This is a genomic window from Aquimarina spinulae (assembly GCF_943373825.1).
Classification (GTDB): Bacteria; Bacteroidota; Bacteroidia; order Flavobacteriales; family Flavobacteriaceae; genus Aquimarina; species Aquimarina spinulae.
In genome coordinates this window covers 2296974-2323174 of record NZ_CALSBP010000002.1, presented here as the reverse complement: position 1 = coordinate 2323174, position 26201 = coordinate 2296974, and the positions used below count along the sequence as shown (strand labels likewise).

Genomic DNA, 26201 nt, shown 5'->3' with positions numbered 1-26201 from the left:
TCTATAAAATTTCCTGTGGTTTTTGTGGTTTAAAAGAAATACTATCTAATTCGGTCTTTAAAGGTTGAATGTGGTTATGAAACCTTTGTTTAAGACTATCGGCTAGTGGTTTTGAAGCCGGAAGATCTTGTTTAAACGGATCTACTTCTTTTCCGTTTTTCCAGAATCTGTAACATACATGGGGACCTCCGGTATTACCGGTCATCCCAATATATCCTATAACATCTCCTTGTTTTACAAACTCACCTACTTTTACAGCTTGTCTACTCATATGTAGGTATTGAGTGTCATAAGTAGCGTTATGTCTTATTTTTACATATTTACCATTTCCACCTCTTCGTTCAGATTTGGTTACGACTCCGTCTGAAGTGGCTAATATCGGCGTGCCTATAGGAGCGGCAAAATCAGTACCTCGATGCGGCCTTACTTTATTACCATAGTATTTGATTCTGCGTTTAAGATTATATCTAGAAGAAATTCTACTAAATTTTACCGGAGCGGTAAGAAACGCTCTTCGCAGATTATTAGCTTTTTCATCATAATAATCTATAGAATTGTTAATAGAATCATCCATAAACCTAAAGGCATAGATTGGTTTACCTCTGTGCTCAAAATACGATGCTTTAATTTGGTCAACTCCAGCAGGAATAGTGTCATCAATAAATTTCTCGGTATAAACTACCTTAAATCTATCTCCTGCCTGTAATCTAGTAAAATCAATAGTCCAGGCATAAATATCTGCCATGTTATATGCAACCAAAAAATTGAGATCCATATCATCAAATGTTTGCATTAAACTGCTGTTTATAATTCCTGAAGCAGTTTTTTCAACCAGTGTTACCGGTTTTTTACTTTTTTTGGCAATAATACTATCTCTAAAATCGATCACAGTATAATCGATTTTGTTATTTTGATATACAAATACCTGCGCTTTTTCTGTAGTATCTTTTGATTTAAGAAGCATATAAGGTTTTCCTGCCTGGATTCTGGCTACATTAAAAGTATCTTTAATAGTATTTGTGATCTCGAATACTTTAGTTCTACTTATGCCATGAGTATCCATAATAGCACCAAAACTATCTCCGGGACGTATGGTGTCTTTCACAACATTAAAATCATTTAGGACATAACCGAATTCGGTTATGATAGGAGGTGCTTTTTCTTCCTCAATAACTTCAGGAACAATAATTTTTGCTTCTTTTTTTTCTTTCTGACATGAAAATAATACTACCGCTATAAGTAGTAAATAACCTATTTGCTTCAACTGACGACTATTTTATTTTGCGGTATTAAATTGATGAGTAACCCATTGTTGACCCCAGTTTTCTTTTTCTTCTTTGGTCCAAAGATTAGGAAAAAACATGATCCTTTGAAAACTTGGAGGTAAGAAACTTTTCCAGTTTGTTCCTCCGGTAGCCAAAACTTCACCCTTCTCTTTATTGAGATACCTATAGGCGGCACCCATGTGCATTAATAACCAGTTAACATTCACATTAGTGTCAAAAGTACGTAATGCTTCGATAAGGAGCACATTATTTTGCTCTTTTTCTGGTAGTTCGAGGTATTTATGAAAAATAGTACTGTGTTGTACTTGGTTAGCAATACGCATCATTCTTGGAGTATATCGATATTCGAATTGCTTAAGGGTAAGTGTTTTTTCACCTGTTTCTTTATCGGTAGCACCAGATTTCCAGTATAAATGCTCGAATACTTCTTCGAGGACATCTTTTTCAGAAAATAGATCTCTTTCTTTGGTACTTACAAGGTTTGCCAGAGGGGTCGAATATATCTCGATCAACCTGAATTGTACAGATTGAAAACCACTTGCAGGTAGAAGAGACATTCTATACTTAAGAAACTGTTCTCTGTCCATTCCTCTAATCATGACATCAAAAGAATTGATCAGGACTCTAAAATAACGATTTACCCGATCAATTTTAGCGGTAAAAAACGCTGCATTTTGTAATTTATCATCAATAATTTGCTTTAGCTCGTGTATAATTAGTTTAAAATAGAGCTCTGTAATTTGATGATAAGTGATAAAAATTTCTTCATCGGGAAAATGTGTTCTAGGGATTTGTAAACTTAATAAAGTGTCTAAATGTATATAATCCCAATAGGTTAAATATCGATCATGAAGCAGGCCATCTAAATATGATCCCAAATCCTGGCCAGAATTTTTAAATTTTTTTTCTAGTTGCTTTATTTTTTCGGCGATCTCTGGTTGTATAGATTCATTCATTAATCTACTATAATTTTAAATGGGTGTTTAAGTCCTTTAAATGCATCTAAATCTGCTTTTATCGAACCAACTAGGATGTCAGCTTTTATTCTTACAGGCATTCGATTGTCATCATCACTAACCCATACAGTCATACTTTCTTCTTCTTTAAAAACTCTATCTGCCTGAACATAGGGTCTAAATTTTAAACATGCAATTTTACCCATTTTGGTTTTAATTACTTCTCGCCCTAAGAATTTTAACTTAAAACGATAGCTTTCATTATCAAAAAACATATTTACATACTGTTCGTCTCCTTTTTTTAGAGAAGATGTATTAATATTATTACGCAAGTAGTAAAAAGAAGACATCATATCCTGTACATCAGATTGTATAGGGTAAGATTTTTTTGTATTGTGCTTTTTGTTGAAAACTAATGCTTTGTTTTCATTATGATCGAAGTTAATTTCTATATTCTTGGTATGTCCTCCTTCATTTATTTTTCGAATAAAACGATATGGTTTTACTCTATTGATATCAATATAAGTTTCATAATAGTCTTCTACTTTAAAAAAGACGCTTAAAAAACCAGATGATTTACCTGTACCAATTATATGATGTACCGGTTTCCCATTTAACTTTTCTTTTTTAATTTCAAGTGTAGCATAACTAGCTGTAAAAAGGCCATAATGAATTCTAAACTTAAACCATTCTCCAGAATCGAATGCTTTATGGCTATCCTGAGCAAAAGCAGGAACTATACTTGTTATCAAAAGCAATATTATAATATACTTTTTCATAGTTTAGGGCATTGTTATTATTTGATATACCTATTAATTACAATATCCATTCCAAAAATACTATTTAATATGAAGAGATAAAAATGAATGTTGTTATCTAATCTAAAAATATAAACAAAAAAAGAGAGCCACCACAGCTCTCTTCTTTACTTTTATTAACCAACTAAAAACTTAAATTATGAGAATAATTATTGTTTTAGATATAGGCAGTAACCACTCCACCTATATTTGCAAAAATGGACTTTTTTTGAATAATTATCAAACGAAAACGTTTTTTTATTGTGAAATTTAACAAAAGTTTATATCGTTTGCTGTGAAAAATGCATTTTTCTCAAAAATCAAAAAATAGCTTTAATTGATAAAAAGAGTATATTTTGGTTGCTTTTTTAACCAAGAACAGTCATAAGTCTGAAAAAAGATTTGATCTATTTCTCACAGGATAGACTGATTCGTTTTTTGATTAAAAATAGTATATCTATAATTTACTTAATTTATAGGCTCGTATTGTTTTACTACCTGATCTATTTTTCCAAAAATAGTCTCTCCTTCTTTATTTTTCATTTCGATTTCTATACGATCTTCAAAACTCATAAAAGGAGTAGATGGTTTACCGTTTTTTATAATTTCTAAACATCTAACTTCTGCCAAACAGCTTGATCCATTAGGACTTCCTTGATTTGCAACGGTACCTGATCCTATTACCGACCCTGCCATTAAAGATCTTGATTTAGCAGCATGAGCAATTAATTGGCCAAAATCAAAAGTCATATCGATTCCGGCATTGGGCGATCCTATAACTTTAGAATTTAATGTAGAGGTCAATGGTAGATGTACTTTAGCATTACTCCAGGCATCATCTAGTTCATCTGGCGTAACTACTACTGGAGAAAATGTAGTCCATGGCTTTGATTGATAGAACCCAAATTGTTTAGCTAACTCATTAGGGATTAAATTTCTTAATGAAACATCATTAATGATTGCTACAAGTTTAATGTGTTTTTGAGCATTTTTTGCACTTACACCAGCAGGAACATCATCTGTTATTACAGCGACTTCAGATTCAAAATCTATTCCCCATTCTTCTTTTTCAATTTTAATATCTTCATTTGCTCCAATAAACGCATCAGAAGCTCCCATATACATTAAGGGATCAGTCCAGAACGTTTCTGGTAATTCGGCATTTCTGGCTTTTCTTACTAATTCTACGTGAGTAACATAGGCACTACCATCTGCCCAATGATATGCTCTGGGGATTGCGGCCATGGCTTCTGTTGGATCAAAATCAAAAGTATTTGGTAATGTATTATTTTGTAACTGGTCGTACACCTTTTCTAGTTTAGGAGAGATATCATCCCAATTATCCAAAGCTTCCTGCATGGTTTGAGCAATTTCAGGAACTTTTACAGCTTTGGTTAAATCTCTGCTTACTACAACTAGTTGTCCGTCTCGGCTATTATTTTTTATTGTTGCTAATTTCATTGTATTGTTTTTCTTGAAAGTTTATAACTCATAATAATTTACTTTTTAGGAAACTATTTGTATGAGAAACTTTTGTTTGATTTTTAGAAATATTATACCATACATTATATACCAATTAAAAGATGAGTTCTAAATAATTGGTATATAAATGGCAAGAAAATAATAAGTCTATTTTCTTAAAATGTGGTGTTAAGGCATTCTATAGTGTACCTCTTTGCTCTTGTTCTCTCTCGATAGCTTCGAACAATGCTTTAAAATTACCTTTACCAAAGGATTGAGCTCCTTTACGTTGTATAATTTCAAAAAACATTGTTGGGCGATCTAAGACTGGTTTGGTAAAAATCTGAAGCAGATACCCTTCATCATCCCGATCGATAAGAATTCCTAATTCTTTAAGTGGTGCAAGATCTTCGTCGATTTCGCCAACTCGATCCAAAACAGTTTCATAATAACTGGCAGGAACAGTAAGAAATTCTATCCCTCGATTCTGAAGTGCAGAAACGGTTTCAATAATATTATCGGTAGCTAATGCTATGTGTTGTACTCCGGCACCATTATAAAAATCGATATATTCTTCAATTTGAGATTTTTTTCTTCCTTCGGCAGGTTCGTTTATTGGAAACTTGATACGTCCGTTGCCATTGCTCATTACCTTACTCATTAAGGCTGTGTATTCTGTAGAAATATCTTTATCATCAAAAGATACTAATTGTGCAAATCCCATAACTTTGGCATAAAACTCGCACCATTTGTTCATCTCATTCCATCCTACATTACCCACCATATGGTCAATAAACTTAAGACCTGTAGTTTCTGTTTTATAAGGCTTGTTCCAAGCCATATAACCAGGCAAGAATACACCATTATAATTTTTTCGTTCTACAAAAATGTGTACAGTTTCTCCGTAAGTGTGGATTCCTGAGAATACAACACGACCGTTTTCATCTTCTTCGACGGTGGGTTCCATATAAGATTTAGCACCTCTTTTTACAGTTTCTTGATAGCTTTTGGTAGCATCATCAACCCATAGAGCAACTACTTTTACGGCATCACCATGAGCATTTATATGTTTATTAATATCTCCATCTGGTTGTAGGGGAGAAGTAAGAACCAATCGTATTTTATCTTGTTGTAGTACATAAGAAACGCTATCCTTACGTCCTGTTTCTAATCCGGCATAGGCAATAATTTGAAAACCCCATGCTGCTTGATAATAGTAGGCAGCTTGTTTGGCATTACCCACATAGAGTTCTACATAATCTGTTCCTAATAGCGGCAAGAAATCTTCTGCTTGAGGAACTATTTTTTCTAAGTTCTGAGGTGTTATATTGGTCGACATAATGTTTTTAAATAATATAGTTAAAAAATAAATCAATGAGAAAAAGGTATTTATAATTTTCTCGAATCGTTTAGTTTAAAAACATTACCACATGGCTCTTAAATGCGCTGTAATATCTTTCCTGTAATTTAGCATAACAAATTATCTTTTTTAAAGCTATTTTGGTTATAAAACATTTTCTAAAGGTTACTCAAGCCAGGATTTATGGTAATCTTCGTCGGCTATTTTCATAGCCTCTTCGGTAACCATAAGAGGTTTGAAGGTGTCCACCATAACAGCTAATTCATCGGTTTTGGTTTTTCCAATACTTCGTTCTACTGCCCCGGGATGAGGACCGTGCGGTATCCCGGCAGGATGTAAGGAAATATGCCCTGCATCAATATCATTTCTACTCATAAAATCACCATCTACATAGTATAACACTTCATCACTATCTATATTACTATGATTATAGGGTGCAGGAATACTCTCTGGGTGGTAATCATATAATCTTGGTACGAAAGAACAAATTACAAAAGCATCTGTCTCGAATGTTTGGTGCACTGGTGGCGGTTGATGTATTCTACCAGTAATAGGTTCAAAGTCGTGTATCGAAAAAGCATAGGGGAAATTAAATCCATCATATCCTACTACATCAAATGGATGTGTTGCATAGATCATATCAAAAATTTCGTCCTGCTTTTTTACTTTAATTAAAAAATCTCCTTTTTCATCATTAGTTTCTAATTCATAAGGAACCCTAATGTCACGTTCGCAAAACGGAGAATGTTCTAGTAATTGCCCAAACCAGTTACGGTATCTTTTTGGAGTATAAATTGGTCTTCTTGATTCTACAATAAACAATCGATTATCAGAAGTATCAAAATCGAGTTTGTAAATAGTTCCTCTGGGAATTAAAATATAGTCTCCATATTTAAAATCGAGATTACCTAAGTGACTTCGAAACTTTCCGCTTCCACGATGAATAAAAATTAATTCGTCGGCATCAGTATTTTTATAAAAATAATCGGTAGTGGATTCCTGCGGAGCAGATAAAATAATGCTTGCATTACTATTGGTTAATACATTTTTTCTACTTTGTAGATAATCCTTTTCTGGATCCACTTTGAAACCGTGAAATCTATAAGATTTGATATTGTTTTTTATAGCTACTTTGGGAGCTACACTATAGCTTCCTTTGATTTCTTTTACTTGTGTTGGTCTATGACAATGGTATAAGTTGGTCGACATTCCGTCAAAACCAATTGTTCCAAATAATTGTTCATAATATAAATTACCATCTGGTTTTTTAAAGATGGTGTGACGTTTTGGAGGGATTTCCCCAAGAGTATGATAAAAAGGCATGATGTTGCAAATTTAAAATATTAACTACTTTTTTTGATAAGACAATAATAAACAGCAGATCTACCTTATTCGGGATTGCGCTTAATAAGGTAGTGTAGTAATAATAATAAATCCTGCCAAAACAAGTTCATAACATTACAAATATCGTAAATATTTCTATTCTTTCGCAGTATAATTTTTTAAAACCAAAAACCGATGCTAAAAAACCAGCTACTTTCGTCTAGTTCTGGGGAGTAAGAATATTTGACTTGTATTGGTCCAGCAAAGGTATCTAGGCCATACCCCAAGGCATATCCAGAAAATTCTGGATCTTCAAACCATTTTCCGGTACTAAATAGTTTATTGCCTACATTTGCAAAGTTGGCAGATGCGTTAATATGGTTCTTTTTAAATATCTCATAATCTACAGATAGTAAGGCTTTTACAAAACTTTGTCCTGTCATTCCAAAAAAATCATATCCATAAAAAGGAATAAAATTATTAATGGTTTTAGCGCCAAAACCTCCAAGTAAAAAATCGAGAGAACTTAGGGAAGTATTTCCAATTTTAGTACCCGCCTCTAGGCTAATATTCATAGAAAGTGCATTATATAAAGGTGTAGCGAACCCTAGTTGCGCTTTGGTAATTGAGAATTCATCAAAACTTTCAGTAAAGTCAGAAGAAAAAAGATAAGTATGAATATCTCCTTCAAATAAAAATCCTCGCTTCGGAAAATATTTATTGTCATATGTATCTAATTTAATATATCCAAAGGCACTCCAATAATCACTATCTTCAAATACAGTTCTTGGAATTTGATTTTCATCTTCTCCAAATGTTTCAGAAATAATACTAAGGCGTTTGTACTCTGCACCCAAGCCAACAGAAAAGGTTTGTTGTAATAAGGTTTCTGCATAGATTTGCGCATTATAGTCGGCATAGTCTACATCAATGGTATTAATATCTAAATCCGGGATTTCTCCAAACCTTCCTATAAAATCAAAATCAATTGCTTTTTTAAAATTGGTATAACGAAATTTTATTCCGGTACTCCAATAAAAACCTTTATCAATATAGTAGTCCAGATTATAACGAATGTTATCACCTAAAGCTGCATCGGCAGAAAATACATCATTGTCAAATAATAGGCTTTTTCTAGTAACATTAATTAAGGCTGCAGTTTGATATAGATCATCATAATGAAGTGCAAAACGTAATAACATTTTGTTGTCACTCTCTTTTACATTAAGTATTAGGTGTTTACCATCTTTTGTATCGATAAGTTTGTGGCTTACACGATCAAAGTTTCCTGTTGCAGATAAGTTGTTAATGCCTTCATTTAATTTTCCGTAAGTTGTAACACTAGGAGTTTTTAGTTTTAGCTTCCCTTTGATGTAGGCTCTTGTATATCTTTCATTTCCCGAAATGGCTAAACTGCTTACCAATATGTTTTCTGAGCTTTTAGCAATTACAGGGTTCTTTGGTCCAGGTTTTTGACGCATTGCAATTGCTTTGAGCTTTTCATAGTTTGCAAATGCAGCTTTTTCTCCATTAGCAATGATTTTATCAGCCTGGTCAAAAGATATTACCGAAAAATCTGTTATCGAAGGTTTAATGTATAAATCTGTTTCAGAAACTTTGTTTTTCATAGCTTCATAAGTTCTGAAGTTATTTATTTGAAGCATGATATCGGTTACCGAAGTTAGCTGGTCTCTAGACATTAAACTGTCTTGTACATCAATCCCTATAACTATTTCGGCTCCTTTTTCTTTAATTTCTTTAACAGGATAGTTATTGGTCACTCCTCCATCTGTCATTAAAATTCCATTTAATTCTACTGGGCTAAAAACAGAGGGTAATGCACCACTGGCAGCAACAGCATCGGGCAAGTATCCTTTGTCCAGAAGTACTTGTTCTCCGGTTTCAATATTAGTCGCCATACAGAAAAAGGGGATTGGGAGATTGTTAAAATCGCGTACTTCACTTACATGAGCTGTAAATCGCGAGAATTGGTTATAAAAATTCTGCCCTTTAGATAACCCTTTGGGTAAACCTATTTTAAATTTATCAAAAGGAAGAGTTACTGCATATTTTTCTGAGTCTTCTCGTTCATAAAAAGTTTTGGCACTTCTCGGAAGTTCATCTTGTATAAATGCATCAAAGTCAACAGTTCTAAAGATAGAGTCGAGTTCTGCTGCACGATATCCAGAGGCATATAAAGCTCCTACAATAGCTCCCATGCTGGTACCACCAATGTAATCGATACGTACTCCCGCATCTTCTATTATTTTTAGAGCGCCAATATGAGCAAGTCCTTTTGCACCACCTCCGCTTAAGACTAATCCTATTTTTACATCTTCTATAGCGGGATCATCATGAATCTCTGAGGGTTGTTTTTCTTGCGACCAAATTATATTAGGAATAAGGAACACTAAAAGTAGTATCCCGGATAAAAAAAATCTTAATGTATTGTGTCTGGCCACGCTTATTCTTTTTTAGAAAGATAATAATTGTACACTTTGGTTGCGCGTGAATCTCCAATCACTTCACTTAATTCGTGTTTAGAAGCTTCACTTATTCTTTTTACAGATCTAAAGGTTTTTAATAATTCTATAACGGTTTTTTCTCCAATCCCAGGAATTAAATCTAATTCGGTATCCAAAGCAGCTTTGCTTCTTTTTTGTCTATGGAAGGTGATTCCGAATCGATGTGCTTCATTTCGTAAATGTTGTATAACCTTTAGAGACTCTGATTTTTTGTCTAAATATAATGGTATAGAATCACCGGGATAGTAAATCTCTTCTAGTCGCTTGGCAATACCAATTATGGTTATTTTTCCTCTTAAGCCTAATGTGTCCAGAGCTTTTAACCCTGAAGAAAGCTGCCCTTTTCCTCCGTCTACAATTACTAGTTGTGGTAATGGCTGGTCCTCTTCGGTTAATCGTTTGTAACGTCGATATACAACTTCTTCCATAGAAGCAAAATCATTAGCACCTTCTACTGTTTTTATATTAAATTTTCTGTACTCTTTCTTGCTGGGTTTTCCATTTTTAAATACTACACAGGCGGCAACAGGATTAGTCCCTTGAATATTCGAATTATCAAAACATTCTATATGTCTTGGCTCTTCGGGTAGCCTTAAGTCTTTTTTCATTTGTGCCATCAGACGTTTTATATGCCGATCTGGGTCCATGATCTTGATTTGCTTAAAACGTTCTTGTCTATGGTATTTTGCATTTCTTAAAGATAGGTCTACGATCTTTTTTTTATCACCTAATTGTGGTATTGTGATTTTTAGACCTTCTCCTACTTCTACATTAAAAGGAACAAATATTTCTTTGGATGTAGAGTTAAAACGTTGCCTGAGTTCGATAATGGCAAGTTCTAAAAGTTCTTTATCAGATTCGTCCAATTTCTTTTTAACTTCTGTAGTGTGAGATCTAATTATAGCACCATAGGACAGTTGAAGAAAATTTATATACCCATAGGATTCATCTGATATGATAGAAAACACATCGACATTACTTATCTTAGGATTCACTACGGTTGATCTTGCCTGATAGTTTTCTAGTATTTGTATTTTTTCCTTAATTCGCTGGGCATCTTCAAACTCCATTTTCTCTGCATGTATCATCATTTGATTCCTAAAACGATTTAGAGAATCTTTAAAATTTCCTTTCACAATTTGACGAATAGCTTCAAGGTTTTCGAGATATTCTTTTTCATCTTGTAATCCTTCGCAAGGCCCTTTGCAATTGCCCAGATGATACTCTAAACAAACTTTATATTTTCCATTATTTATTTTTTCCTGAGATAAATCATAAGTGCATGTTCTAAGCTGATATAGTTCTTTGATAAGATCCAAAAGCACATGTACTGTTTTTACCGAAGTATAAGGGCCATAATATTCTGAGCCATCTTTGATAAGATTACGAGTAAGAAATATCCTTGAGAAACGCTCTTTTTTGATACAAATCCATGGATATGTCTTATCATCTTTGAGCATGACATTGAACCTGGGTAAATATTTTTTAATCAGATTGTTTTCTAGTAACAGAGCATCTGTTTCTGTTTCGACAACAATATGTTTTATAGTATAAATTTTCTTTACAAGAACCTTAGTTTTATAGTTATCGTGATTTTTTGTAAAGTAAGAAGAAACTCTTTTTTTTAAGTTCTTTGCTTTTCCTACATAAAGCAATGTGTCGTCTTTATCATAATATTGATATACTCCAGGGCTGGTAGGTAATATTTTAATTTGTATGTCTAAAGTAGCTTCTTGCATATTCTAATGGTAAAGTTAAGGGTTTACCTGAATTGTAATGCAAATATTGGGGGTTTAAATTTTTGTTAATTACTGTTCGTGTTATGGTTTTCTATTAAATAGAGAGGATGTAATACAATGCTTATTGATTTTTATTACATTAGTAGCAAATATCAATCATATCTTTTGGAGAAAGAAAAGAAAATAATCGGCAGAACTGATAAAGTGGATTTTCCTCTTTTAGAGCTAAAAGGTATCGATGCCAAAATCGATACTGGGGCATATACTTCATCTATTCATTGTATCGATATCAGAGAGATTGATCAAACATTGCAATGCAGTCTTCTTGATGCAACGCATTCAGAATATAATGGTAAAAAATTTACATTTAAAAATTACGATATTACAGCAGTAAAAAGTAATAATGGAAAAGTAGAAGTACGATATGCCATTAGGACACAGATTATTGTATTTGATAAAACGCACCCCATAACCCTCACATTGTCTTCTCGCGATGATATGCGTTTTCCGGTATTGATTGGACGCAAATTTTTAAGCGGTAAGTTTTTAGTTGACCCCCAATTAGAAAATCAGTCTTATAATCAAAATTTGTAATGAACATTAAAATCTTGTCTCGTGGTACGAGTTTGTATTCTACTAATGCCTTGGTTCAAGCAGCAGTAAAGCGCAAGCATAATGTACAGGTGATAGACCCTCTTAATTGTGATATTATTATTGAAAAACAAAAGCCTGAAATTTATTATCGAGGTAAAAAATTAGATCATGTAGATGCTGTGATTCCCAGAATTGGAGCTTCTATCACTTTTTATGGGACTGCAGTAGTACGCCAGTTTGAGTTAATGAATGTATTTACTACACTTAAGTCACAGGCATTACTACAATCGAGAGATAAACTAAGAAGTTTACAAATATTATCTAAAGCAGGGTTGGGACTTCCCAAAACAGTATTTACCAATTATTCTAAAGATGTTTCTGAAGTGATATCTCATGTAGGGGGAGCCCCTCTAATTATTAAATTACTAGAAGGTACTCAGGGGTTAGGTGTTGTATTGGCCGAAACCAAAACGGCTGCAGAATCTGTGTTAGAAGCGTTTAATGGACTACAGGCTCGTGTAATTGTACAAGAATTTATAAAAGAAGCCAAAGGAGCAGATATTAGAGTTCTTGTTGTTGATGAGCGGGTCGTTGGAGCTATGAAAAGACAAGGGAAAGAAGGTGAGTTTCGATCTAATTTACATAGAGGAGGTAGTGCATCAGTGATTACTCTTAGTGAAGAAGAAGAACAAGCGGCTATAAAGGCGGCGAAAGCTTTAAAAATGGGCGTAGCAGGTGTAGATATGCTACAAAGTGATAGAGGGCCTCTTATTCTCGAAGTTAATTCTTCTCCCGGATTAGAAGGTATAGAAAACGCTACAGGAAAAGATATCGCAAAAACCATTATTCGTTATATTGAAAGAAGTTTATAACACAATGACCAAAGTAACAGAAAAAAATATACTTAATATTCTTGGTAAAGAAGTATTACCTGGTACGAGTACAACTATAAATTTTAATATAGCTAAGTTATATACTTCTACTAAAGTAGAAATACCGATAATTATAGAAAGATCAAAAAACCCAGGCCCTATAGTACTTATTACAGCAGGAATTCATGGAGATGAGATTAATGGAGTAGAAGTTGTGAGGCAAATCATTGCTAGAAAAATCAATAAACCTGCAAAAGGTAGTGTTATATGTATCCCTGTACTTAATGTATTTGGGTTTTTAAGTATGGATCGTTTTTTTCCCGATGGTCGGGATCTTAACAGGGTTTTTCCAGGAACCAAAAATGGGTCTCTAGCCAGTCGTTTTGCCTATCAATTTATAAATGAGATTTTACCAGCGGCAGATTTTTGTTTAGATTTTCATACCGGGGGAGCCAGTAGATTTAATGCTCCGCATATCAGAGTGGATCCCAAGAATGAAAGATTGATAGGGTTAGCAAAGATTTTTAATGCCCCATTTACTCTTTTGTCTAAGAATCTAGAGGGGTCATATCGAGCTACTTGTGCCAAGAAAGGAAAAGATATATTATTGTTTGAAGGAGGAAAATCTCAAAACAGTAGCAAAGAAATAGCAAGAGAAGGAGTGCAGGGGACTATGCGAATCTTGGACTATCTGGGAATGCTCAAAGTCGAATTCGAAGCTCCAGTTCGTGATTCTGATACTCAGATTGTTATTAAAAGTGTATGGATGCGCGCAAAATACAGTGGTTTATTACATATTAAAGTACCCATTGGTAAACATATAGAAAAAGGAGAGGTTATGGCAACAATTACAGACCCTTATGGTAAAATGAGACATGTGGTTAAAGCAAATAATGAAGGATATGTTATCAATGTAAATGAATCCTCGATTGTGTATAAAGGAGATGCTATTTTTCGTATAACCAAAGAATTAGTAAATGAATAAAAAAGAACTGCGTACTAAATATAAAACCCTTAGGTCTCATTTAAGTAACGAAGAAGTTGAGAACTTAAGTATTGATATCGCAAACCGATTACTCGAGCTACCTGTTTGGGAAAAGTCGTATTATCATATTTTTCTATCTATTCATCAAAAGAAAGAAATCAATACAGAGTTTTTGTTGAATATTCTCTTGGGAAAGGATAAAAACGTAATCGTGTCAAAAAGTAATTTTAAGGACAATACATTACAGCATTTTTTACTCACAGACACTACTGCATTAAAAGTAAATTCCTGGGGAATTCCTGAGCCAGTTGATGGAATCCCGATTCCCGAAGATAAAATAGAAGTAGTTTTTGTACCACTACTAGCATTTGATCAAAATGGAAATAGAGTAGGTTACGGAAAAGGATTTTATGATAAATTTTTGGCAAAATGTAATCCTAATACTTTAAAAATCGGCCTTTCTTTTTTTTCTGCTGAAGAAGAAATAGAAAATGTAACTACTGCAGATATACCGCTTGATTTTTGTGTTACTCCAACAAAAATGTATTCGATTAAGAAATAAATAGAGGTTTCCTAAATTAAGAAATACTTTTGTATATTTCGATATCTTTAATTTTGTACTCTATAAAAAATGCCCCAAAATATAGAAAGCGTTTGTATTATTGATGATGACCTTATTTATATTAATCTGGTAAGTAAGATTATTGAACTAAAAAAACTATCAGAATCTGTTTTAGTTTTTAATAACGGTAAAGAAGCTTTAGATTTTTTTCTACAATCTTTACAGCAAGAAGAAAACGAAGAGATACCACAGATTATCTTTTTGGACCTTAATATGCCAGTGATGGATGGTTGGGAATTTTTGAATGAGTTCTCTAAAATCAAAAATCAAATTAGAAAAAAAATTGACCTTTATGTAGTGAGTTCTTCAATAGACTCTAGAGATATAGAACGTGCCAAATCTATTGATATAGTATCAGATTATCTTACTAAACCTATTAAGCTAAATGACTTCGAGAGGATATTGATCTAGTTAGGGTTTAAGATCTGTTTTATTTTTTTGGAAATGCTTTTTTGTTAAAAACAATCAATAGAAATACACCAATACTTATTGCAGAATCAGCAATATTAAATACAGGATCAAAGAATGAAAAATGTTTGCCTCCCATAAACGGAATCCAATCTGGCAAAATATCATCATAGAAAGTAAACTGAATCATATCAACCACTTTACCATAAAAAACACTTTCGTAACCACCGCCTTCTGGTAAGAAACTTGCAATCTCTACAGGTGTACTTTCACTAAATAAAATCCCATAAAATATAGAATCAATAATGTTTCCAAAAGCACCGGCAAAAATCAATGCAATACAAAAAGTAAGAATAGTGGGATTGTTTTTACGAACAGAATCATACAACCAATATCCGATACCGGTGATGGCCACCAATCTAAATAGAGTAAGAACCAGTTTGCCATAATTCCCAGGAAGTTCAAATCCCCAGGCCATGCCTTTGTTTTCCACAAATATGATACGAAACCAACCAAATACCTCTACACTTTCATGAAGAGTAAAATGAGTTTTAATATAAATTTTGGTGATCTGATCAATAAGTAACACTAAAATTATAACTAAAATAGATTTCTTTAAGGACATATAGTACTGGTTTGCTTGGGTGCTAAAAGCGACGGACAAAAATAGTGTTTTATTAGTGAATCTCAAATTCGCAGAGTCCGAAAGACAAATTCAAATGTGCAAATAGTGTTAATCCCTCTTATTTATTAAGGTTTCTTCGATTTTTTTTTATCATTTTACTCGCCTCTAAATACTTTTATCAGTACCAACTACATAAAAAGAGTTTAACGATATCATTATAAAATGTTTGATATCGTTAAACTCTTTTTATACCTAAAATGGTATTTTTTGTAGTATTTATTGCTTTCTAATGAATATGCTACCACTCACGGTTCCAAGTTTTAGTTCGCTTCTCACATCTCCAAAAGTACCGGTTACCTTACTTCCTACTACTCTGTTTTTGCCGTGATCAAATTTCATGTCTTTATCAGAATAAATCATTCCGGTAACTGTTTCGGCTTTTAATCTTGATTTTGAGACATTAATATCAATATCTCCACTTATGGTTTTAAGATTAAGATCTCCGTTATAGTTTTTGATATCAATATTTCCACTAATAATATCTACAATTAGTTCTCCCTGATAGTTTTCAGACTCAACATTTCCAGAAATACTTTTTACCCTTAGTGTAGAATTTTTTGGAAGATATAGGGTGTACATAGCATCAATGTCTAAATTATTACAAGGCCCCCAATTGTTTTTATTGTTTGATCCACGTTCTTTCTTCCACTTGTCAAATAGATCACCATAATCAGATGATATGTCCAGAACAGATGAGGTGTTCTTTATTTTTAAGTTAAAATAGTCATCAAATTCTCCGCCATTAATACTTACGTTGGCTTTTAATGACACGTTGCTTTTATCCCATGTTTTGATAACGATGTCTTGGGCAAATTTAAATTCTACCTTGATTAGATCAGCAGAAGTAGTAAGTTCTTTTTGGATTACTTTTTGTGCTTGTATTTGTAATGAAACAAAACACAGCAGGATGAGTTTTAATACAGTTTTCATGTTCGTTGTTTTTTTTGATTAATTGATGACCTCTATTATTTTTTTCTCAGGTAAATATTTCCCGTAGATGACCTTAATGTAATATCAACGCCACCGTTATTTAGCTTGGTGTTTATAGCTCTTCTACCACTGATTACCTTCATGTTTTTATGTTCAACAGGAAATTTTATATCAAAATCGGTATAGATTTCTCCCATAGAAGTTTTTAATTCTAAGTTTGCCGGAGTACTGGATGGCAGACTTACGTCGATCGCTCCTGTAGCAGATACAATAGAAATAGGTGAACTTTGACTTACTTTGTCGAATACAATATTAATTTCGCCAGTCGCAGTCTTAGCTACAATGGGGCCAGTAACATTTTTTAATGTAATACCTCCTACATTGGTTCTTGCTTCTATTTCAGAAGAAAACCCGCTAAAAGATAAGCTCCCCAGATTACTGCTCTCTGTCGTAATGTTGATCTCTTTTGGGAGGTAAATCTCTAAGGTTTCGCTATGCATACCTTTGAGATTTCTAATAATAAGTGTTTCTCCTTCTTTTTGAACATAGATTCCTATGCCAGTGTTATCGCTTCCGCCAGAATATACTGCTTTTAATCCTCTGGCTTTTTCAGGAGTTTCTCTTCCTTCTCCTTTGATCAATACTTCATTTTGGCTGTGAGTCTTTGCTATAACTCCAGATTCTGAGGCTATTTTTACTTTTTTGATTCCTTGTAGAGAGTGTTTGTAATCTTGTGCAGTTAGATTTCCTACTACTATAAATACTAGTAATGCGATTGCTATTTTCTTCATGACTATTTGTTTTTTGATTGAATTTTTAAATTAAATTTGGTAACCCGATTTTTACCTGATCTTTTACATAATCGGGTGTTTCTTCATTCTGAAGTAATTTTTCCATAGAAGGAACTGCGCGTTTTTCCTGAATAGAAACTAATATTTGAATTAATTCAATTTGTATACCTGGATCTTGTTCAATATCCAAGGCATTGATTAATGCTTTACGAACCATCTCAGAATCCGAAAATTTTGCCAGTGCTTCTGCTGCAGCTAATCGCACATTGCTATGATCGTCATAATGCATTTTATTGATTAAAGCATTAAGGATATCATTTCCGGGTTTTTCAAATTCCTCTGCATAGTTTACCGCTTGTAGGCGTTTACTCGCAGATTCATTTTCTATTAAAGAAATGGTCATCGTTTGCTTCATTTGATATTTTTCTTTTTCTAATACCGCCATTTCCTCAGAAAGTGATGCGGTGTTTTCTAGTTTTCCGTAGAAATACCCAGAAAAAACAAGTGCAATGGTTGCAGCGATCTGTAAAGCTGTTTTCCATGAACTTTTGGTTTTTGGATTTAAGGATACAATCTTAGGATCATTGAGTATCTCTTTTTCTTTTCTCAACATTTCTTCAAAGTTCATTTGTAAACTTTTATCCGGAAGTTCTTGAGAAGAAGTATGATGTACGGCTTCAAAAACGGTTTGAAGTTCTTGTAAGGCTGTTTTGCACTGCTTACAATTTTTGAGATGTGCTTCTACCTTTTCATATGTTTCCTGATCCAGATTATGATCTATATAATCGATCAGTTGATTTTGTATGTCTTTACAGTTCATAACAATTATATGTTTTGTAAATAATAATCTTTTAATTTATGGATAGCCCGATGAACTTTGGTTTTTACAGCTCCTGCTGTAGAGCCTGTAATCTCGGCTATTTCCTGGTATTTTATTCCTTGATACCTATTCATGACAACGAGCTCCTTATCGGTTTTATTAAGTTGATTTAATGCTCGGTATAATTCTTCACTAGTCTCTTTTATTTCAATATGATCTTGTTCTTTTTGCTCTATTTTATATTCAATATTTTCGAAACGTTGAGCGACTGTTTTTTGACTTTGATAATGATCGCTAAATATATTTCTGGCAATGGTATAGATCCATGATGAAAACTTTCCTTTTTTATAAGAAGTTCTATATTTAATTGCTTTATAGAAGACTTCTTGTGTAATGTCCTGGCTGATCTCTCGATCTCTCGTCATTTTTAATAAGAAATTAAAGATTTTGATATGGTATCTTTCAAAAAGGATACTCATTACATCCAGGTTGCCATTGGATACCAGAATCATTAATTCTTCGTCAGTTAGATTTTTCAAGATGTTACTCTTTTGGTTGGGTTCTATTACTAATACCTTGTTTTTTTAAAAAGGTTACATACAAGATAAAAAAAAGACCTCACTAGTTTAAAAAACCGGTGAGGTCAAATCTATAATTATAGATTATTTGTTTGTTTTAACTCTGCATATTTTTTGCTTCGATACTTAATGTAGCATGCGGAACCAGTTTTAATCGATCAGGATTAATTAATTTTCCTGTTACACGACAAATACCATATGTTTTGTTTTCAATACGTAATAAAGCATTCTTTAAATCGCGTACAAACTTTTCCTGCCTAATTGCAAGTTGTGTATTTGCTTCTTTAGACATCGTTTCACTTCCTTCTTCAAATGCCTTGAACGTTGGTGAAGTGTCATCTGTACCGTTATTTCCGTCATTTTTGTAAGCACTTCTTATTAATTCTAAATCTTTCTGTGCTTTTTCCATTTTCTCTACGATGATTTCCTTAAACATCGCTAAATCAGCGTCGCTGTACCTTACTTTGATATCTTCTGCCATACTTCTTAATGTTTTTTTATTATCAATTGGGTTGCAATGTCGTCAAACGCAATTTCTGTACCATTTATTACATCTGATGCAAATTCAATTGTCTCGGTTAAGGTTTCATTTTTAATATAATTCTCATTAGTGGCGATAGCTTCTTGAATGGCTTCATTTTCCTGAAAAACAATTTTTATCTTATCAGTCACCTCAAGGCCACTATCTTTACGAATGTTTTGAATACGATTTATAAGTTCTCTGGCGATTCCTTCTTTTTTAAGCTCAGGACTTATCGTTACATCCAATGCTACAGTCAAAGCTCCAGAATTTGCTACTAACCAACCTTCAATATCCTGAGAGCTTATCTCTACATCATCGGTACCTAATGTAATAATTTTATCATTAATTTCTACATCAAAATGCCCTGTTTGTTCAAGAATTTTAATAGTTTCTTGATCGAAAGATTGTATCTTGTTGGCAATCAGCTTCATATCTTTTCCGAAGCGAGGGCCTAATGTTTTAAAATTAGGCTTAATTTGCTTTACCAGGATACCTGATGCATCATCTATAAGCTCTATTTCTTTAACATTAACCTCACTTTTTATAAGGTCTGCAATGTCATTGATTTCATTCTTTTCGGCTTCGTTTAGCACAGGAATCATAATTCGCTGTAATGGCTGCCGAACTTTGATTTTTTCTTTTTGACGAAGAGAAAGTGCCAAAGAAGATATGGTCTGGGCTTTTTGCATCTTGTGTTCTAAAGATGTATCTACAAAATCCTGATTATACTCAGGAAAATGTGCCAAATGAACACTTTCAAAAGCTTCTTTTTTGGTTCCCGTTACCAAATCTTTATATAATCGATCCATAAAAAATGGCGCTACCGGTGCTCCTAATTTAGCAATTGTTAGCATACAGGTATATAATGTTTGATAAGCAGAAACTTTATCTTTTTGATAATCGCCTTTCCAGTATCTTCTTCTACTTAGGCGTACAAACCAGTTACTTAAATTTTCCTGAACAAAATCAGAGATTGCTCTGGTTGCCTTGGTAGGCTCATAATCATTATAATAGGTGTCTACATTTTTGATCAAGGTATGTAGCTCACTTAGAATCCAACGATCAATCTCGGGACGTTCTGCTAATGGAATATCTGCCTCAGCATACGTGAAATTGTCAATATTAGCATATAAAGTAAAGAATGAATACGTATTATATAGTGTACCAAAAAACTTACGTCGAACCTCTGCAATTCCTTCAGCATCAAATTTCAAGTTATCCCAGGGATTAGCATTGCTAATCATATACCAACGGGTAGCGTCTGGTCCAAAAGTTTTTAAAGTCTCGAAAGGATCAGCTGCATTACCAAGTCTTTTAGACATTTTCTGGCCGTTTTTATCTAATACAAGACCATTAGATACTACATTTTTATAGGCAACATCATCAAAGATCATAGTTCCTATAGCATGTAGCGTATAGAACCATCCACGAGTTTGATCTACTCCTTCGGCTATAAAATCGGCTTTTCTTCCTCCTGCTTCTACCTTTTCTTTATTCTCAAAAGGATAATGCCATTGTGCATAAGGCATTGATCCAGAGTCAAACCATACATCAATAAGATCGCTCTCACGTTTCATTGGTTTTCCCGAAGAAGATACCAGGGTAATTTTGTCTACTACATTTTTATGAAGATCGATTTTGTCATAATTCTCTTCGCTCATATCGCCAACAACAAAATCTGAGAATATATCTTTATCGAGCACTCCTGCATCAACAGCCTTAGTCATTTCAGCTTTTAATTCTTCGACAGAGCCAATAATAAGTTCTTCTTTACCATCTTCTGTTCTCCAGATCGGTAATGGAACTCCCCAGAATCGAGATCGAGATAAATTCCAGTCATTAGCATTAGCCAACCAGTTACCAAAACGGCCTTCACCAGTTGCTTTAGGTTTCCAGTTAATACCCAAATTAAGCTCATGCATGCGATCTTTAAAATCGGTTACTTTGATAAACCAGGAGTCTAAAGGATAATATAAGACAGGTTTATCGGTACGCCAGCAATTTGGATAACTGTGTACATATTTTTCGACTTTAAAAGCTTTATTTTCTATTTTTAGTTTAATGGCTATTTCTACATCTACAGATTTCTCTGGAGCTTCACCATCATCGTAATACTCATTTTTGACATATTTACCACCCAAATCACCCATTTGTGGGATAAATCGTCCTTGTAAATCTACAGTAGGTACAAGATTATCATTTTCATCCATTACTAATAATGCTGGTACTTCTGGCTTTGCCTGTTTAGCAACAAAGGCATCATCTGCACCAAAAGTTGGTGAAGTATGTACTATTCCGGTTCCGTCTTCGGTAGTTACAAAATCACCGGCAATAATTCTAAAAGCATTCTCTGGATTATGATAAGGTTGTACATAATCTATAAGTTGCTCATAACGAATATCGACCAGATCTGCTCCTTTACATTCTTTTAAGATGAAATAAGGAATCTTTTTGTCTCCTTTTTTAAAAGTTGTAAGCTCTTCTTTGGTTTCTGCCTGCACAAATTTGCCAGCAAATTGCTTTCCTACCAAATTTTTTGCAAGAACAACATGAATCGGTTCAAAAGTATATTGATTAAATGTTTTTACAACTACATAATCAATTTTAGGACCTACTGTTAATGCTGTATTCGAAGGAAGAGTCCATGGAGTTGTCGTCCAGGCCAAAAAGTAAATAGCTTCTTCTATCTCCTGCAAAAATGAGGGTAATGTTTCATTTTTAGCTTTAAATTGAGCTACAACTGTGGTGTCGGTAACATCTTGATAGGTACCTGGTTGATTCAGTTCGTGTGAACTTAGTCCTGTACCTGCTTTGGGAGAGTATGGCTGTATCGTATATCCTTTGTATAATAATCCTTTTTTATAGATCTCAGAAAGCAACCACCATACACTTTCCATATACTTGGACTTATAGGTAATATATGGATCGCTCATATCTACCCAATATCCTATTTTTTGAGTAAGATCATTCCAGATATCGGTATAACGCATTACGGCTTTTTTACAAGCTTCGTTATACTCTTCTACAGTGATTTTTTTACCAATATCTTCTTTGGTAATTCCTAATTCTTTTTCTACACCAAGTTCTATCGGAAGTCCGTGTGTATCCCACCCGGCTTTACGTTGTACCTGATATCCTTTTTGTGTTTTATATCGACAAAAAATATCTTTAATTGCACGAGCCATTACATGATGAATTCCCGGTAACCCATTTGCAGAAGGAGGGCCTTCAAAAAAGATAAACGGTTTTGCTCCATCTCGTTCACTAATACTTTTTTCAAATATGGTATTCTGTTGCCAGAAATCCAGTATTTCGTCAGCTACTTTAGGTAAGTCAAGTCCTTTATATTCAGGAAACTTCGTGCTCATTTGATCGTTCTTTCTATTAAGTGTGCGAAAATAAGGATTTTCTGGAAAAAAGAATAGAGATTATCTAGAATACCATAAAGTTTGTTGTTATATTATTTTGCTTTTTGATTTTAGCCTGGATTAAAATAATTAGTTGGTGAAAAGAAGTAGATATAAGTGTTGTATTTGGATATAAAAAAATAAGATCGTCTAAAAAGTAATTATTAGACGATCTTATATAAATTTATTATCCCTGTAAAGCTTCACAACCAGGTGATTTTGTTGGTAACAAAACTATTTCCAAGTAGCTTTTTTAGCTGCTTCATACATTTTTTCTACCTCTTCTAAAGTATAGTTGACCAAACTAAATCCAGTTGTCATTTCTAAAGCATCTCCTTTTTCATTCATTTTAACATAATTAAAATTGTGATTAGTTTCTCCATCCTCGGTTGTTTTGTAAATAAAACCATTTGAATCTTCTTTTATCAATTCAAACCCCTCTTCTTCTTGACTTAATTCCTTATGAAAAGCAACAAGTTCGTCTAATGTTCTTTCAGAAGGCGCACTATCCATATTTATCTCTAGCTTAAATTTATCCTTTGTTATACCTAAACTTATTGTTTTTATACCATCAATTTCTCCAGCACCCATTCCTTCTCCTATAGTAGCTTCTATTGGTCCTTCAATAATTGCAGGGATTCCTTTTTCTGATAGGTCATAAGAAGCTACAGCTGAAGTTTCAGCTATTGTTTCTTCACTATCATTTGATGTAGTATTATTTTTTCCTCCACAAGAAGCTAAAATTAGAGAGAAAATAAAACTGATGATTACTAGAGTGTTTTTTTTCATAAGTATTGTTTTTAAGTTTTTATTAATCCAGGTTTTCTATGTAATCTCAAACATAACGGGATAATAAATACTATACATGTTAAGAAAACAGCTTTGTGGTGAATCCCTTAAAAAAAGTGATGGTTTTTAAGGTGTTTATTGATAGAAGTAGATTTTACAACACTAAATTTATGTAAACGGTATATTACATAAGTATTAAAAATGAAGATTTTTACTATTTTCGTGTTATGAATACAAACTTACATGTCGCATTAATCCAATCTCATCTGGCATGGGAGAACCCAGTACAAAATCGTGCAGCTTTTACTCAAAAAATTAATTCGATATCCCAGAAAGTAGATCTAATTATCTTACCCGAAATGTTTACTACAGGCTTTACAATGAATGTAATAGAAGTAGCAGAAAAAATGGGTGAAGATACGTTGCAATGGTTAGAAAAGATGGCCAAATCGGCAGATTGTGCAATTGTAGGCAGTATTATTATTGAAGAAAAAGGAAACTATTATAATCGATTGGTTTTTATGCTTCCGGATGGGGCCTGTGAGGTATATGATAAACACCAGTTATTTACACTAGCCAAAGAACAAGACGTTTTTACTGCAGGGCAAAAAGATGTAATTATAGAATATAAGGGTTGGAAAATTAAACCACTAATTTGTTATGATCTCAGGTTTCCGGTATGGGCGAGAAATACTTCGGGATATGATGTGTTATTGTATGTAGCCAGTTGGCCAAAACCTCGTATTGATGCGTGGGATGCATTGCTAAAAGCCAGAGCTATCGAAAATATGTGTTATTGTATCGGGGTAAATCGCGTAGGCCTAGATGGTAAAGGATATGAATACAATGGTCATTCTGGAGTATATGATGTTTTAGGGAATTCGGTTTTAGAAGAAAACCCTATCGAGAGAGAGGCTATTTTGTATACAACCTTAGATATTTCTCATGTCAAAAAAACAAGAAATAAATTACCTTTTCTCGACGATAAAGATGATTTTAAATTAATCTAATGTAAAGGTTTGCTTTATTTCCCAATTTGCTCTAACATCAATGGGTTCGGCAAAGTAACGGATTTCTTCGGGTTGTATTCCTTTTAAAAAATTACCACTGTCCCATTTACCATTATTATTACTGTCAAAAACGATTCTGATGTAATATTTGGACGGGTCGAGATAATCAAAAACCAAAGTTTCCTGACGTTGCACAACTTTTTCTGAAATCACTTCTTCTTGTTCGTTAGTGACTTGAACCAAAATCGGATAAGCTTCTACTTTCTGAAGTGTTAAGAAAATAGTTCCATAATCTGTTAATTTCTTTGTTCTGAAATTGATTCTTATAGTGTCATTAACGTTGCCGGTAAAATCTTTAATAGCGTTTGGTAAAAACTGTAAAGTGTAGGCATTACTCTCAGCTTTTTCAAAAGCTAGTTGTGCTTCATTTTTTGCAATATCTAATTTGATAGAAAAAGGAATTTCGAGTGTATCCTTATCGGTTAGAGAGATTAATTGTTCATTAATACTATCCAGAGCAGTGTTTGCGGTAAAAACAAAATCTTTATTAAGTGGAAGTGTAGCTCCAATATCAGAGGATACTACGAGAGAATCTTTATATTGATCTTTAAACCGGGTAAGTATAGTATCTCGATATTTTTTGACATTAGTTACTTCAAATATTAATGAATCGGCTTCAAAAAATGGTCTAAACCAATAATGTAATGTGTCTTTGTCTTTATCAGGAAAGATTCGAGTTTCAAATGTATCTGGTGCTTCACTTAGCAGCTTGATTTTCATGCTATCTACTTCACCTTCATATGGAAAAATAAGCTTGTTTTTTGAGACTTGTTTAGGATTTAGTGCCTTAAAATCCAAAACTTCTTTAAATATGTTAAGGTTAAAAACTTTGGCAGTATCTTCAGGAAGTGATATTATCTCTTCATAAAACCCTATTTTATCCTGTTTAGGCTCATAGGTATAGTTGTTAGAAATATCTTTTAACGCAATGAGCTTAAATTTTCCTTCTTTCAGATTCTGTAAGCTAAAAGCTAAACTATCTAAAGTATTAGTGATATATCTGGGAACGGTTTTATATACTAGTGAATCAGAGTAGTTTTCATCAATTTCATACAACGCTACGGTAATATAAGAATCTGCCTTTTTTTGAATAGCGTCGCCAACGATACCTTTTATACTTAATGAATCAAGGGAATCTCCTGTAGAAAAAACATACCTAAAAAAAGGATTAGGGTTTTCTTCGTTATTGTCTACTACACTTTCACCAAAATTAATACTGTAGGTTGTGTTTTCTAATAAGGTATCGAGAAATTTAATTTTTATGTACTTACTAGCCCCTCCCAAAGGAGTAATGGTTGGTTTAGGATCCATAGGAGGAGAAACGATAATTTGTTTTTGAGGATCTTTTAATTTTACATATTCATCAAAATAGATTCTGATCTCTTTTTTGTCGAAATTTGTAGAGAAATTGGGAGGCATAGCTTTTATAAAAACCGGGGGAGTCTCATCTTTGGGGCCACCAGTTATAGAACCTTTTTTGGCACAACCAATCACGATGACAAGTGATACCAAGGTAAGCAATATCATATGTATTCTTTTGCTCATATCTCCGCAATAATTTTAGGACACAAAGAAACAACTATATTTAAAAAACAAAAAACTTAATAAAAGTCTATTTAACAGCTAATTCAAAATTGACTTATAAATAGAAGTGTGTTGGATCAATTGCGTTTATATAAC

23 protein-coding genes are annotated in these 26201 nt (G+C 33.3%); 6 read left to right on the top strand and 17 right to left on the bottom strand.

Going from position 1 to position 26201, the window contains the following annotated elements:
- Window position 1: 1 nt before the first annotated feature.
- From NNH57_RS15880 to uvrC, 8 genes are all read right to left on the bottom strand, one after another.
- Window positions 2-1264: a peptidoglycan DD-metalloendopeptidase family protein gene (locus tag NNH57_RS15880; RefSeq protein WP_074406876.1), complete on the bottom strand. Its 1263-nt coding sequence runs from the start codon at window positions 1262-1264 to the stop codon at window positions 2-4.
- Window positions 1265-1276: 12 nt separating this feature from the next.
- Window positions 1277-2242 (bottom strand): tryptophan 2,3-dioxygenase family protein, encoded by a 966-nt coding sequence (locus NNH57_RS15875; RefSeq protein ID WP_074406877.1) that lies wholly within the window; start codon window positions 2240-2242, stop codon window positions 1277-1279.
- A complete protein-coding gene (locus NNH57_RS15870) occupies window positions 2242-3021 on the bottom strand; it encodes a DUF3108 domain-containing protein (RefSeq protein WP_074406878.1) in 780 nt (259 codons plus the stop codon). Before NNH57_RS15870 ends, NNH57_RS15875 begins: the two co-directional genes overlap by 1 nt.
- A gap of 486 nt (window positions 3022-3507) precedes the next feature.
- Window positions 3508-4500: a fumarylacetoacetate hydrolase family protein gene (locus NNH57_RS15865; protein ID WP_074406879.1), complete on the bottom strand. Its 993-nt coding sequence runs from the start codon at window positions 4498-4500 to the stop codon at window positions 3508-3510.
- Between the two features lie 199 nt (window positions 4501-4699).
- On the bottom strand, window positions 4700-5839 hold the full coding sequence (gene hppD / locus NNH57_RS15860) for a 4-hydroxyphenylpyruvate dioxygenase (protein ID WP_074406880.1): 1140 nt from the start codon (window positions 5837-5839) through the stop codon (window positions 4700-4702).
- A gap of 186 nt (window positions 5840-6025) precedes the next feature.
- Window positions 6026-7183 carry a homogentisate 1,2-dioxygenase gene (locus tag NNH57_RS15855; RefSeq protein WP_108809188.1) on the bottom strand — a complete coding sequence of 386 codons (1158 nt, stop codon included), beginning with the start codon at window positions 7181-7183 and terminating at the stop codon, window positions 6026-6028.
- A 179-nt stretch (window positions 7184-7362) separates the two neighbouring features.
- A complete protein-coding gene (locus NNH57_RS15850; RefSeq protein WP_108809187.1) occupies window positions 7363-9645 on the bottom strand; it encodes a patatin-like phospholipase family protein in 2283 nt (760 codons plus the stop codon).
- A 2-nt stretch (window positions 9646-9647) separates the two neighbouring features.
- Window positions 9648-11447, bottom strand: a complete 1800-nt coding sequence (uvrC, locus tag NNH57_RS15845) for an excinuclease ABC subunit UvrC (RefSeq protein ID WP_108809186.1) — start codon at window positions 11445-11447, stop codon at window positions 9648-9650.
- Window positions 11448-11564: 117 nt separating this feature from the next.
- Between uvrC and NNH57_RS15840 the strand changes: the two genes are divergently transcribed.
- The 5 genes from NNH57_RS15840 to NNH57_RS15820 all read left to right on the top strand — a co-directional run bounded on the left by NNH57_RS15840 (window position 11565) and on the right by NNH57_RS15820 (window position 14931).
- The gene (locus NNH57_RS15840) at window positions 11565-12041 is read left to right on the top strand and encodes an ATP-dependent zinc protease family protein (protein WP_074406883.1); all 477 of its coding nucleotides are present in this window, start codon (window positions 11565-11567) and stop codon (window positions 12039-12041) included.
- A complete protein-coding gene (gene rimK / locus NNH57_RS15835; RefSeq protein ID WP_074406884.1) occupies window positions 12041-12913 on the top strand; it encodes a 30S ribosomal protein S6--L-glutamate ligase in 873 nt (290 codons plus the stop codon). The genes NNH57_RS15840 and rimK overlap by 1 nt, the downstream gene beginning before the upstream one ends.
- 4 nt (window positions 12914-12917) lie before the next feature.
- Window positions 12918-13898, top strand: coding sequence for a succinylglutamate desuccinylase/aspartoacylase family protein (locus NNH57_RS15830; protein ID WP_074406885.1), 981 nt, complete (start codon window positions 12918-12920; stop codon window positions 13896-13898).
- Window positions 13891-14460, top strand: a complete 570-nt coding sequence (locus NNH57_RS15825) for a 5-formyltetrahydrofolate cyclo-ligase (RefSeq protein ID WP_074406886.1) — start codon at window positions 13891-13893, stop codon at window positions 14458-14460. The genes NNH57_RS15830 and NNH57_RS15825 overlap by 8 nt, the downstream gene beginning before the upstream one ends.
- 69 nt (window positions 14461-14529) lie before the next feature.
- Window positions 14530-14931 carry a response regulator gene (locus tag NNH57_RS15820; RefSeq protein ID WP_074406887.1) on the top strand — a complete coding sequence of 134 codons (402 nt, stop codon included), beginning with the start codon at window positions 14530-14532 and terminating at the stop codon, window positions 14929-14931.
- 19 nt (window positions 14932-14950) lie between these two features.
- Here NNH57_RS15820 and NNH57_RS15815 read toward each other — a convergent pair whose 3' ends face one another.
- The 8 genes from NNH57_RS15815 to NNH57_RS15780 all read right to left on the bottom strand — a co-directional run bounded on the left by NNH57_RS15815 (window position 14951) and on the right by NNH57_RS15780 (window position 23451).
- Window positions 14951-15553, bottom strand: a complete 603-nt coding sequence (locus NNH57_RS15815) for a lipoprotein signal peptidase (protein WP_074406888.1) — start codon at window positions 15551-15553, stop codon at window positions 14951-14953.
- Window positions 15554-15829: 276 nt separating this feature from the next.
- A complete protein-coding gene (locus NNH57_RS15810) occupies window positions 15830-16543 on the bottom strand; it encodes a DUF4097 family beta strand repeat-containing protein (protein WP_074406889.1) in 714 nt (237 codons plus the stop codon).
- Window positions 16544-16578: 35 nt separating this feature from the next.
- A complete protein-coding gene (locus tag NNH57_RS15805; protein ID WP_074406890.1) occupies window positions 16579-17334 on the bottom strand; it encodes a DUF4097 family beta strand repeat-containing protein in 756 nt (251 codons plus the stop codon).
- 25 nt (window positions 17335-17359) lie between these two features.
- Window positions 17360-18154: a HEAT repeat domain-containing protein gene (locus NNH57_RS15800; protein WP_074406891.1), complete on the bottom strand. Its 795-nt coding sequence runs from the start codon at window positions 18152-18154 to the stop codon at window positions 17360-17362.
- 5 nt (window positions 18155-18159) lie between these two features.
- A complete protein-coding gene (locus NNH57_RS15795; RefSeq protein WP_132065876.1) occupies window positions 18160-18693 on the bottom strand; it encodes an RNA polymerase sigma factor in 534 nt (177 codons plus the stop codon).
- Window positions 18694-18829: 136 nt separating this feature from the next.
- A complete protein-coding gene (locus NNH57_RS15790) occupies window positions 18830-19213 on the bottom strand; it encodes a TraR/DksA family transcriptional regulator (RefSeq protein ID WP_074406893.1) in 384 nt (127 codons plus the stop codon).
- 5 nt (window positions 19214-19218) lie between these two features.
- Window positions 19219-22623, bottom strand: a complete 3405-nt coding sequence (gene ileS / locus NNH57_RS15785) for an isoleucine--tRNA ligase (RefSeq protein ID WP_074406894.1) — start codon at window positions 22621-22623, stop codon at window positions 19219-19221.
- A gap of 273 nt (window positions 22624-22896) precedes the next feature.
- Window positions 22897-23451, bottom strand: coding sequence for a hypothetical protein (locus tag NNH57_RS15780; protein ID WP_108809184.1), 555 nt, complete (start codon window positions 23449-23451; stop codon window positions 22897-22899).
- Between the two features lie 227 nt (window positions 23452-23678).
- Between NNH57_RS15780 and NNH57_RS15775 the strand changes: the two genes are divergently transcribed.
- Complete coding sequence (locus NNH57_RS15775) at window positions 23679-24461, top strand: nitrilase family protein (RefSeq protein ID WP_074406896.1); 783 nt, start codon at window positions 23679-23681, stop codon at window positions 24459-24461.
- On the opposite strand, the gene NNH57_RS15770 is transcribed toward NNH57_RS15775, so the two are convergent.
- Window positions 24453-26066, bottom strand: a complete 1614-nt coding sequence (locus NNH57_RS15770) for an Ig-like domain-containing domain (RefSeq protein ID WP_074406897.1) — start codon at window positions 26064-26066, stop codon at window positions 24453-24455. The genes NNH57_RS15775 and NNH57_RS15770 overlap by 9 nt on opposite strands.
- Between the last annotated feature and the right edge of the window lie 135 nt (window positions 26067-26201).

Excerpts from the sequence above, each read along its gene's own strand:
- uvrC (WP_108809186.1), bottom strand. The coding sequence starts at position 11,447 with ATGCAAGAAGCTACTTTAGACATACAAATTAAAATATTACCTACCAGC.
- ileS (WP_074406894.1), bottom strand. The coding sequence starts at position 22,623 with ATGAGCACGAAGTTTCCTGAATATAAAGGACTTGACTTACCTAAAGTA.
- NNH57_RS15815 (WP_074406888.1), bottom strand. The coding sequence starts at position 15,553 with ATGTCCTTAAAGAAATCTATTTTAGTTATAATTTTAGTGTTACTTATT.
- NNH57_RS15770 (WP_074406897.1), bottom strand. The coding sequence starts at position 26,066 with ATGAGCAAAAGAATACATATGATATTGCTTACCTTGGTATCACTTGTC.
- NNH57_RS15790 (WP_074406893.1), bottom strand. The coding sequence starts at position 19,213 with ATGGCAGAAGATATCAAAGTAAGGTACAGCGACGCTGATTTAGCGATG.
- NNH57_RS15825 (WP_074406886.1), top strand. The coding sequence starts at position 13,891 with ATGAATAAAAAAGAACTGCGTACTAAATATAAAACCCTTAGGTCTCAT.
- NNH57_RS15780 (WP_108809184.1), bottom strand. The coding sequence starts at position 23,451 with ATGAAAAAAAACACTCTAGTAATCATCAGTTTTATTTTCTCTCTAATT.
- NNH57_RS15805 (WP_074406890.1), bottom strand. The coding sequence starts at position 17,334 with ATGAAGAAAATAGCAATCGCATTACTAGTATTTATAGTAGTAGGAAAT.
- rimK (WP_074406884.1), top strand. The coding sequence starts at position 12,041 with ATGAACATTAAAATCTTGTCTCGTGGTACGAGTTTGTATTCTACTAAT.
- NNH57_RS15875 (WP_074406877.1), bottom strand. The coding sequence starts at position 2,242 with ATGAATGAATCTATACAACCAGAGATCGCCGAAAAAATAAAGCAACTA.
- NNH57_RS15820 (WP_074406887.1), top strand. The coding sequence starts at position 14,530 with ATGCCCCAAAATATAGAAAGCGTTTGTATTATTGATGATGACCTTATT.
- NNH57_RS15810 (WP_074406889.1), bottom strand. The coding sequence starts at position 16,543 with ATGAAAACTGTATTAAAACTCATCCTGCTGTGTTTTGTTTCATTACAA.
- NNH57_RS15865 (WP_074406879.1), bottom strand. The coding sequence starts at position 4,500 with ATGAAATTAGCAACAATAAAAAATAATAGCCGAGACGGACAACTAGTT.
- NNH57_RS15775 (WP_074406896.1), top strand. The coding sequence starts at position 23,679 with ATGAATACAAACTTACATGTCGCATTAATCCAATCTCATCTGGCATGG.
- NNH57_RS15840 (WP_074406883.1), top strand. The coding sequence starts at position 11,565 with ATGCTTATTGATTTTTATTACATTAGTAGCAAATATCAATCATATCTT.
- NNH57_RS15800 (WP_074406891.1), bottom strand. The coding sequence starts at position 18,154 with ATGAACTGTAAAGACATACAAAATCAACTGATCGATTATATAGATCAT.
- hppD (WP_074406880.1), bottom strand. The coding sequence starts at position 5,839 with ATGTCGACCAATATAACACCTCAGAACTTAGAAAAAATAGTTCCTCAA.
- NNH57_RS15855 (WP_108809188.1), bottom strand. The coding sequence starts at position 7,183 with ATGCCTTTTTATCATACTCTTGGGGAAATCCCTCCAAAACGTCACACC.
- NNH57_RS15870 (WP_074406878.1), bottom strand. The coding sequence starts at position 3,021 with ATGAAAAAGTATATTATAATATTGCTTTTGATAACAAGTATAGTTCCT.
- NNH57_RS15830 (WP_074406885.1), top strand. The coding sequence starts at position 12,918 with ATGACCAAAGTAACAGAAAAAAATATACTTAATATTCTTGGTAAAGAA.